Consider the following 10,000-nt stretch of genomic DNA (forward strand, 5'->3'; position numbering starts at 1 on the left):
AAAATTGAAAATGTGCAGAAAATCTGTAATAGAAATATAATTATACTTTATAAATTTAAATTAAAAAAAGTGAAGACATGCATGTACATAAACTTAAATTAACAGGATTATGAAATTAAAATCATTTTTATACTTACTACTTTTTGCTTTACCCATTAATTTACTAGCTCAAAAAATTACAGGACAAGTAATTAATGAATTTGACAGTACCCCCATTTTTGGGGTTGCTATTTATAATGATGGTGTGCCGTTTGCTTTTTCTGACCAAGAAGGGAAATTTGAAATTGAAGATGTGTCTACAATTAAAGAACTAACCTTTTCACATTTGGCTTTTACAGAGAAAGTTTTAAAAACATCTGATTTTAAAAGTGAAAATCAAATAATTTATTTAACTGAAAAAGCTACCATGTTGAGAGAGGTGGAAATAATAACTCCCAAAAACCCATTAACATTAGAAGAAATTATAAAAAAAAGTTCGAAGAAATTTATTGAAAATTACAAGGCAAAACCATACTATTCCAATGCAAATGTTAAACAAATTGTTATGGAGAACAACTCCTTTAAAGGTTTTATAGAATTAGATGGGCTACTGTTTAATTTTATTTCAAAAAACAATAACACTTTTCAATACCCCTATTTAATTCCAAAAGAGTATAGAAAAAATGTTGAAAATTTAAATTTAAGAAATTATATAGTTAAACAAAAAGAGATGTTTAATTATTTTAACACAGATTATCTAAGAGGATCTTTTTTTTTAAATTTTCAATCAGCTAACCTATCACATCCACTTTTTAAAAAACATAAATACACCTATAAAAGATTAGAAGATATTGAAATTAATGGCAATGAATATTATCAAATTCAATTCTTTCAAAAAAAAGGGATAAATGTTGGTAGAGATTTATTCAATGTATATGGAGAAATGTTAATTTCTAAAGAAGATTTTGCAATTGTCAAACACAAAGTAAGTTTTGACTTTGACAAAAGTTTTTCAAATGAGTTTGAGATTTATTATGACCTAAAAGGAGATAAAATATTGCCATCAAAAATAATCTCATCGATAAAAGTAATTAGCCGGGGCTATAAAAAAAATAATACATTTTTTCAAACAGATTTGACAATTGACAACTCAAAAACTATAGATTCAAAAGAAATTAATCTTGGATTTTATATTTGCTATTATTTAGATGAGATTAAGTATAATCCTCAATATTGGCAGAATAAATCAATAATTAATTCTACAAAATTGATTGACAATTATTTAAAAACTATATCTGAAAAAGATTTTGAAAATGGTGCAAATCAAAAACAATTAGACCTAAAATCAAAATACCACACTAATGAACTTGAAAAGTTAAGAATTTATCAAATAAAATTACATGAAGAAACTTTAAAAAACATTAAACTATGAAAATACTAATTTTTACGTGTTTTAGTTTTTTAATATTGTCTTGTAGTAAGGCAAAAGAAATTAAAGAAAATAGTATTGTTTCTGAAATAGAAAAAATAGAAACACCTTCAAAAGGCTTATTAGAATGTAAAGAAACCACTTTTTATGCAGGAAAAGTTAAAGCTGGGCAAACTGTTGAACATACCTTTAGTTTTGTTAATATTGGAACAGAGTCTGTAATTATATTAGAAAAAACAATGTCGTGTAATTGTACAGATTTAAAAACAAGTTTAGATACTATACAACCTAATGAAATTACAAATCTAAAAGTAAAAATAGATACAAAAGATAAAAATCCTGGTAAAAATAATGCAACAGTAACCGTAAAAACTAATGGTAAAAGAAAGTTTTATTTACTAGAAGTTACTTTTGATGTTATAGAATAATCATAAAAAAGTCCTGCAATTTGCGGGACTTTTTTTGTTGTATTACTTTATGATTGAATTGTAAGCAAGATTTAATTTACTTACCACAATTTCAATTTCTTCTTCATTCAAATGACCAAATCCAAAACGAATAGCACAGGTGTTTTTATCTTGATAAAGAATGGTCTTCGGCAGAAAGACATCTAATTTCGAAACTTCTTCCGCAAGTTGAATTAATGATATGGAAGGGTTAAATTCAATCCAAATGGCTAATCCACCAGAAGGCTTTTTAAATCGAATGGCTTCATTGAAATATCGCTTCAAACATTCACAAGCAAAATTCCTTCTTTGTTTGTAAATGATGGTATTCTTTTTTAGTAAACGATGAATTTCACCTTCATATATTAATTCCGAAAGCACTTGTTCTTGAATTAAGTCGCCCTGCTTGTCTAACATTTGAAGATAGTTTTTGGCTTCCAAAATCAAATTTTCAGGAGCGACCACAAATCCAGTTTGAAAACTTGGGAACAACGATTGTCCTAATTTCCCAAGATAAATCACCATTCCATTTCCATCTGAACTTGCCATGGGCAACATAGCGGAACCGTCGAGTTGAAAATCATAATCAAAATCGTCTTCAATTATCGCAAATTGGTATTTCTTGGCGAGTTGTAAAAGTTGTAATCTTCGTTCTGCAGACAAAGTGTTTGTTGTAGGATAATCACGATTAGAACACACATAAACACATCGAATTTTTCCTTTTGTAAAATGTTTTTCTATGTAATTGATGTCTAATCCGTTTTCATCAACAGGAATGGTTTTAATATCGGCTCCAGCTTCCTGAAAAATCATGTTGGCATTATAGTTACTCAGATTACCAACCAAAACCACATCTTTTTTGCGAATTAAAAGTTGCGAGATGATGTACAAACTCATTTCGGTACTTCGAGTACTAATTAAATTTGTGGGTTTGATGTGAAAACCTCGGGTTGCATTTAAAAAATTACACAATTGATTTTCAAACGTAGAATAGCTGTTTTTTGATGTATTGTTCCATTTTGAAATCAATGATTTTCGTTTCATTGATGTGCCGTACCATTTCGAAAATTCGTGAATAGGATGCAATCGTAAATCGGGTTGACCATCGTTTAAAGTGTATTTTGCTTCCGAAAATTCTTGTGTTGATGCCAAGTGAAACGAAGTTTGAAAAGGAAAACCTGTTGTTTTAGGATAACTATACGCATCGTTTATTTTGTTAGTACTTGCTTTGATAGTAGCTGTTTTTGGTTTTGGAACCAAGATAAAAGTGCCTTTGTTTGGAATAATTTCAACCCAACCTTGTGAAGCTAATTCTTCATAAACCGCAACGGCTGTATTTCTGTGAATGTTGAGAAATTGACTGAAAATTCGGGTGCCAGGTAAAGCCGTTCCTTCTTTAAGATACCTTCTTTGAACAGCATTTATAATTTGTTGGGAAATTTGAATATACACCGATGTAGCACTCGTTTTATCAAAGTGAATAAGCTCTTTCAACAATACATTAACCGGACTATCTTTCATTTTAAAACTGGACTATTTTAATCGTCCGGAAAGTTACGACTTTTGCACCGTTTTAAAATAAACTTCAAATGAAAAACAAATACTTTTTATCTGTCTTGCTTTTTGGTTCTATATTAGGAAATGCACAAGAAACAGAATTAAAAACAGATTCTCTTAAAGAAGTTGTAGTTACTTCTTCTCGTATTGATTTGCCTTTTAAAGAAAATTCAAGAACAATTCAAATTGTTACCGCTGAAGATATCAAAAAACTGGGAATTACAAATGTTGCTGATGCATTACAACAACTTGCAGGAGTTGACGTAAGACGACAAGGTGTAAACGGAATGCAAGCTGATTTATATATCAGAGGTGGAGGTTTTGATCAAACATTATTGCTTATTGATGGTATCAAAGTTGATGATCCTCAAACTGGACATCACACGATGAATTTAGCTCTGCCAATTGAAGTTATCAAAAGAATTGAAGTAATTAAAGGTCCTGCTGCTCGTGTTTTTGGACAAAATGCTTTTACAGGAGCGGTTAACATTGTAACTAAAGATGTTGAAGAAAATTCTTTGATTGCTAAAGTGCAAGGTGGTTCTTTTGGTCAATTTATTGCTGAAGCCACTGGTACAGTTAGTTTAAAAGAGAGTAGTCATATCGTGCATTTTTCAAAGAATTTTTCAGAAGGATATCGTTATAATACCGATTTTGACAATACCAATTATGTATTGAAAAGTCAATTCAATAAAAATAAATTACCAATTGAATTACTTACAAGTTATTCAGAAAGAAAATTCGGTGCAAATGGTTTTTATGGTTTCACTAGTTATATTGATCAATATGAAGAAACTCAAGCGAGTTTAGTTGGTCTTTCAACGGTAATCAAGAAAGGAAATTTCACATGGAAACCAAGAATTTATTGGCGCAGAAATCAAGATTTGTATTTGCTAATTAGAAACAATCCGTCAGCATACAGAAATTTGCACATCACAAATAAAATAGCGGCTGAATTAAATGGGTCGTACCAATCTAAAATTGGTATTACAGGATTTGGCGTAGAATTTTCTAAATATTATATTTCTAGTAATAGGTTAGGTGACAATCAAAGAGAAATTGCCTCTTTGTTCTTAGAACACCGTTTTCAGTTTTTTAACAACATTATAGATGTTACGCCAGGAATTTCTGCTTCTTATTTTTCAGATTTTGATAATCAGATTTTTCCAGGGTTAGATTTTGGAGTAAAAATTTCTGAAAAGTTTAGAGCTTATGGAAATATTGGAACGTCTTTTAGACTTCCAACGTATACTAATTTATATTATGTTTCACCAACGACAATTAGTAATCCAAATTTAGAAACAGAAGAAGCTTTTTCTCAAGAAGTTGGATTCAAATATTTAACTAAAAATATAAATGTTTCGCTAGCTGCATTTAATCGCGATGCTGATAATTTAATTGATTATGTGCGTGAAGATGCTTCAGATGCTTGGCAAGCGCAAAATATTCAACATGTAAACACAAAAGGATATGAAGCCAATATAGAATATAAATTTCTATTAAATCAATTGCCTCAAAAGATTCAATTAGGTTATTCTTTCTTAGATAACGATGTTAAAAAAAGCGAAGCGAATTTTTCACAATATTCCATTAATTCTATGAAACACCAATTTGTTGGAAATTATGCAATGGAATGGTTCAAGAATTTTAGTAATTCTATCGGATATAGATATGTAGAAAGAACTTCTGGAATTAGTTATAATATTTGGGATGTAAGTGCCTCATACAAATTAAAAGAGTTGGAATTCTCGATTTACGCTAATAATATTTTCAACACAGAGTATGTTGAAGCAGGAATGGTGCCAATGCCAAAAGGAAATGTAATGTTTGGAATGAAATATTTATTCAGATAACAAACAATTTTTTTATATTTGAAAAGGATTACAATTTTGTAATCCTTTTTTTATTATGGAGAATATTATAAGTTACCAAAAAGAAATTTCTTTTGTAAAGCGTTTTTTTGGATTTGTATTTGCAGGTTTAGGACTTCTGATGCTTATTATAACGGGTAGTTTAATGGCGCTCATTTTTATCGTTATAGGGTTGGGATTAAATACAGCTGAAGGCTCAGATATTAATTTATCTTCTAAAGAATTTAGAACATTTCATACGTTATTTGGTGTTAAGGTTGGGAAGTGGTTACCAATACCAAATTTCGAGTATGTATCAGTTTTTAGAACTAAAGAAAGTCAAACAGTTAGAGTTGTTACTGCGGAAACTACTCAAAAATATGAGATTATTCAGGTAAACTTGTTTTATAATCGCAATAAACACATGACATTTTATAAAACAGTAAACAAGGAAGATGCATTTGAAGTCGCTAATCATTTTAAGCTTGCTTTAAATATAGATATTTTGGATGCAACAGAAACCGAAAAGAAGTGGTTATAAATAAAAAAAGTCCCGATTTATTCGGGACTTTGTTCTTTCTAGGTAATCAAAAAATAATATATATTAGTCTTCGATAACTACTACTTGAGCAGCTACTTTACCTTTTCTTCCTTCTTCTTCTTCGTAACTAACAGCATCACCTTCATTTAAAGATTCAACTCTCATTCCGCTAGCGTGTACGAAAATGTCTTTTCCAGTTTCATCATCAGTAATAAAACCGTAACCTTTTGATTCATTGAAGAACTTAACTTTACCTGTTCTCATTTTGTATTGTAAAAAATTAATAATTATCAAAGATATACTTATTTACAACACAAACAAGAAAAAGTTAAAAATATTTCAAAATTACTGATTATCAGTATCTTCTTTTTTCTTTAAACCTAAGTTTAGCATTCGTTCTCTGGTTTCTTTGTTTTTAAATCTTGAATATAAAAACAAAGGCATAAGAACAAAAGCAGCTAATAGGACTCCAATTCCAATCCATTTATCGCCATTTAAGCCACTATTCTTTTGAAAGTATCCAAAAGAAATAAGACAAGCAATGATTACGATAAGGCCAATTAGAACCTTTTTCATCTTATCTTAGTTTAATGTGTAATTCTTGTAATTGTGCTTCATCAATTGTAGATGGTGCATCAATCATTACGTCTCTTCCTGAGTTGTTTTTAGGGAAAGCAATAAAGTCACGAATCGTTTCCTGTCCACCTAAAATCGAAACTAATCTATCTAAACCGAAAGCTAAACCTCCGTGTGGTGGTGCTCCAAATTCAAAAGCATTCATTAAGAATCCAAACTGAGCTAAAGCTTCTTCTTTGCTAAATCCTAATAAATCGAACATTCTTGATTGTAATTCTCTATCGTGAATACGAATAGAACCTCCACCAATTTCGTTTCCGTTTAATACCATATCGTAAGCATTGGCACGAACTTTTCCTGGTTCGGTTTCAATCAATGCCATGTCTTCTGGTTTTGGAGAAGTAAATGGATGGTGCATTGCATGGTATCTTCCGCTTTCTTCGTCCCATTCTAATAATGGGAAATCAACTACCCATAATGGAGCAAATTCATCTGATTTTCTCAAACCTAAACGAGTAGCCACTTCCATTCTTAAAGCAGATAATTGTGTTCTTACTTTATTTGCGTTTCCAGATAAGATTAAGATTAAATCACCTGGTTTTGCATTGGTAATTTCGGCCCATTTTTTCAAATCTTCTTGGTCGTAGAATTTATCTACTGATGATTTGAAAGTTCCGTCTTCTTCACATTTTACATATACCATTCCCGAAGCTCCAACTTGTGGGCGTTTTACCCAGTCAATTAAAGCATCGATTTCTTTTCTTGTATAATTTGCACAACCTGGTGCAGCGATTCCGACTACTAATTCAGCTGAATTGAATACTGGGAAATCTTTATGTTGAGCTACAGCATTTAACTCACCAAATTTCATTTCAAAACGAATATCTGGTTTATCGTTACCGTAGGTTTTCATTGCGTAATCGTAAGTAATTCTTGGGAATTTATCTACTTCAATTCCTTTGATTTCTTTTAGCAAATGACGTGTTAAGCCTTCGAACATATCTAAAATATCTTCTTGCTCTACGAATGCCATTTCACAGTCGATTTGAGTAAATTCTGGCTGACGGTCAGCACGTAAATCTTCGTCACGGAAACATTTTACAATTTGGAAATATTTGTCCATTCCACCTACCATCAATAATTGTTTGAAAGTTTGTGGTGATTGTGGTAAAGCATAAAACTGACCTTCATTCATTCTACTAGGCACTACGAAATCACGTGCACCTTCTGGAGTAGATTTAATTAAATAAGGTGTTTCTACATCACAAAATCCTTGGTCAGAAAGATATTTTCTAACTTCCATCGATACTTTATGACGGAACAATAAGTTGTTTTTAACCGGATTTCTTCTGATATCTAAATAACGGTATTTCATACGAATGTCCTCGCCACCATCGGTTTCGTCTTCGATAGTAAATGGAGGTAATTGTGCTTCGTTTAAAATAGTTAATTCAGAAACTAAAATTTCAATGTCACCCGTTGCCATATTTGGGTTTTTAGAAACACGCTCAATAACAGTTCCTTTGATTTGAATAACAAATTCTCTTCCTAAAGATTTTGCTTTTTCAATAACGGCTTTGTCGGTTCTTTGTTCATCGAAAATTAATTGCGTGATTCCGTATCGATCACGTAAATCAACCCAAATCATAAATCCTTTATCTCTCGATTTTTGAACCCAACCAGCAAGGGTAACTTCTGCATTAATATGTGATGCGTTTAATTCGCCGCAATTATGACTTCTGTACATTTTGAAAAATTTTATGCAAAAGTAAGAACAAAAAAGAAAATTTTTGTTTTCAATTGTTAATAATAATAGAATTTTAATTCGTTATTTTTCGTTTTATAAAATAATAATATAATTTTACACAAACCTTATAACACATTTTATGAAAAAACTAGTTTATTTATTAGTATTATCAGTCGGTTTTTCTTTTGCACAAACTACTACAAAAGAAAAAGTAAAATTTTCGGCTAAAATTGAAAACAGAAACAGTGACACGTTAACTGTTTTTGGCCCAAATAAATTCAAACAAGTAATCCCAATTAATAAAAAAGGAGTTTTTGAAGCTGCTTTTGAAGTAACTGACGGGTTACATCAATTTAGTGATGGGTCAGAATCTTCAATGATGTATTTAAGAGGAGGCGATGATATCAAATTAACATTGGATGCAAAAGAATTTGACGAAACAATTGTTTATACTGGGAAAGGGGCAAAAGAAAGTAACTTTTTAGCTCAAAAAGCATTGTCAGATGAGAAATTTGAAATGGAGCTTGAAGGTTTATTAGAAAAAGACGAAGCAACTTTTAAGGCTGCTCTTGATAAAAAAGCAAAAGAAGACTTAGCAAAATTAGAAAGTGCTGGTTTAGATGAAAAATTAGTAAGCGCTTTAAAACCAAGAATTGTCCAAGAAGGCATGATGCTAGCGCAATATTATAATCAAAAAGCGGCTGCTAAAAAAGTAGAAGGTACTGCAGCTCCTTCTTTTGATTATGAAAACCACAAAGGTGGAAAAACGAAATTAGAAGATTTAAGAGGGAAATACGTGTATATCGATGTTTGGGCAACTTGGTGTGGTCCATGTAGAGCAGAAATTCCTCATTTAAAGAAAATTGAAGAAAAATATCATGGCAAAAACATTGAATTCGTTAGTATTTCGGTTGATGTAGATAAAGATCATGACAAATGGCAAAAATTTGTTACGGAAAAGCAATTAGGAGGAATTCAATTGTTTGCTGATAAAAACTGGATGTCAGATTTTATCAAAGCATTCGGAATTAATTCGATTCCTAGATTCTTATTAATTGATCCAAATGGAAATGTTGTAAAAGCAGATGCGCCAAGACCATCATCTCCTTTATTAGTAGAATTATTAGATGGTTTAGTGAAATAATCTAACATATATTTATATTTAATTTAAAGCCAATACATTACGTATTGGCTTTTTCAATGTTAAGTTTTTACTCAATGTTACCAAATTGTTAAGTAAAAGTTTTTTTATTGTAAATTATATTTTATATTTGTTACTGTAATGTTAACCTATAAAAGAAAAGAGTATGAAAAAAGTAGCAATTGCAGTAGTATTATTGGTTTCGAGTTTGTCATTTGCACAAGAAGTAAAACCAAAATTAGAAGTGGTTGACCAAATGGTAAAAGCAACATATTATTATGATAACGGACAAGTAAAACAAGAAGGGTATTACTTAGACGGAAAATTACATGGAAAATGGATGGCTTATAACGAAGATGGTACTAAACAAACCATGGGCGAATATAACAAAGGTACTAAAACTGGAAAGTGGTTTTTCTGGAGTGAAGATTCTTTAAGCGAAGTTGATTTTTCAGATAGCAGAATTGCTGAAGTAAAAAAATGGTCAAAAGACGTTTTAGTTAAAAACTAATTCAATTTGAAGTATAAAAAAAGTCCCGATTTAATCGGGACTTTTTTGTTATATACTTGATTTTAAATTTCGTGTTTTGGTGTAAAACCATCCTCACTTAATTCTTTGTGAACATAATCAGCTTTCATTAAAGTGTCATAATCTACTTTAACATCTCTTCCTAGTTTCACTCTAATACTATCAACAATAGCATAAACAACTGGAACCACAATTAAAGTTAAGA

At 30.6% G+C, this 10,000-nt stretch carries 10 protein-coding genes; 6 read left to right on the forward strand and 4 right to left on the reverse strand.

Annotated elements, in window-relative coordinates; translation table 11 throughout:
• Positions 1-109: 109 nt before the first annotated feature.
• Positions 110-1,411, forward strand: a complete 1,302-nt coding sequence (locus tag LDL23_RS02775) for a hypothetical protein (protein WP_291264348.1) — start codon at positions 110-112, stop codon at positions 1,409-1,411.
• The gene (locus tag LDL23_RS02780) at positions 1,408-1,836 is read left to right on the forward strand and encodes a DUF1573 domain-containing protein (RefSeq protein WP_291264349.1); all 429 of its coding nucleotides are present in this window, start codon (positions 1,408-1,410) and stop codon (positions 1,834-1,836) included. Before LDL23_RS02775 ends, LDL23_RS02780 begins: the two co-directional genes overlap by 4 nt.
• 42 nt (positions 1,837-1,878) lie before the next feature.
• Here the strand turns inward: LDL23_RS02780 and LDL23_RS02785 are convergent, their stop codons facing one another.
• Positions 1,879-3,375 (reverse strand): PLP-dependent aminotransferase family protein, encoded by a 1,497-nt coding sequence (locus LDL23_RS02785; protein WP_291264350.1) that lies wholly within the window; start codon positions 3,373-3,375, stop codon positions 1,879-1,881.
• A 68-nt stretch (positions 3,376-3,443) separates the two neighbouring features.
• Here LDL23_RS02785 and LDL23_RS02790 point away from each other — a divergent pair, with 68 nt between their 5' ends.
• Together LDL23_RS02790 and LDL23_RS02795 are read left to right on the forward strand one after the other, a co-directional pair.
• On the forward strand, positions 3,444-5,264 hold the full coding sequence (locus LDL23_RS02790; RefSeq protein ID WP_291264351.1) for a TonB-dependent siderophore receptor: 1,821 nt from the start codon (positions 3,444-3,446) through the stop codon (positions 5,262-5,264).
• Between the two features lie 55 nt (positions 5,265-5,319).
• Positions 5,320-5,802 carry a hypothetical protein gene (locus LDL23_RS02795; protein ID WP_291264352.1) on the forward strand — a complete coding sequence of 161 codons (483 nt, stop codon included), beginning with the start codon at positions 5,320-5,322 and terminating at the stop codon, positions 5,800-5,802.
• Between the two features lie 63 nt (positions 5,803-5,865).
• Here the strand turns inward: LDL23_RS02795 and LDL23_RS02800 are convergent, their stop codons facing one another.
• The 3 genes from LDL23_RS02800 to aspS all read right to left on the reverse strand — a co-directional run bounded on the left by LDL23_RS02800 (position 5,866) and on the right by aspS (position 8,125).
• Positions 5,866-6,066, reverse strand: coding sequence for a cold-shock protein (locus LDL23_RS02800; RefSeq protein WP_008255794.1), 201 nt, complete (start codon positions 6,064-6,066; stop codon positions 5,866-5,868).
• 81 nt (positions 6,067-6,147) lie between these two features.
• Positions 6,148-6,378 carry a hypothetical protein gene (locus tag LDL23_RS02805; protein ID WP_111566302.1) on the reverse strand — a complete coding sequence of 77 codons (231 nt, stop codon included), beginning with the start codon at positions 6,376-6,378 and terminating at the stop codon, positions 6,148-6,150.
• A gap of 1 nt (position 6,379) precedes the next feature.
• Positions 6,380-8,125: an aspartate--tRNA ligase gene (aspS, locus tag LDL23_RS02810; RefSeq protein WP_291264353.1), complete on the reverse strand. Its 1,746-nt coding sequence runs from the start codon at positions 8,123-8,125 to the stop codon at positions 6,380-6,382.
• 139 nt (positions 8,126-8,264) lie between these two features.
• Between aspS and LDL23_RS02815 the strand changes: the two genes are divergently transcribed.
• Together LDL23_RS02815 and LDL23_RS02820 are read left to right on the forward strand one after the other, a co-directional pair.
• Positions 8,265-9,269 carry a TlpA disulfide reductase family protein gene (locus LDL23_RS02815; RefSeq protein WP_291264354.1) on the forward strand — a complete coding sequence of 335 codons (1,005 nt, stop codon included), beginning with the start codon at positions 8,265-8,267 and terminating at the stop codon, positions 9,267-9,269.
• Between the two features lie 163 nt (positions 9,270-9,432).
• Positions 9,433-9,777 carry a toxin-antitoxin system YwqK family antitoxin gene (locus tag LDL23_RS02820; RefSeq protein ID WP_026725927.1) on the forward strand — a complete coding sequence of 115 codons (345 nt, stop codon included), beginning with the start codon at positions 9,433-9,435 and terminating at the stop codon, positions 9,775-9,777.
• Positions 9,778-10,000 lie beyond the last annotated feature (223 nt).

The sequence above is a fragment of the Flavobacterium sp. genome, assembly GCF_020217025.1.
In the GTDB taxonomy this organism is placed as follows: Bacteria; Bacteroidota; Bacteroidia; order Flavobacteriales; family Flavobacteriaceae; genus Flavobacterium.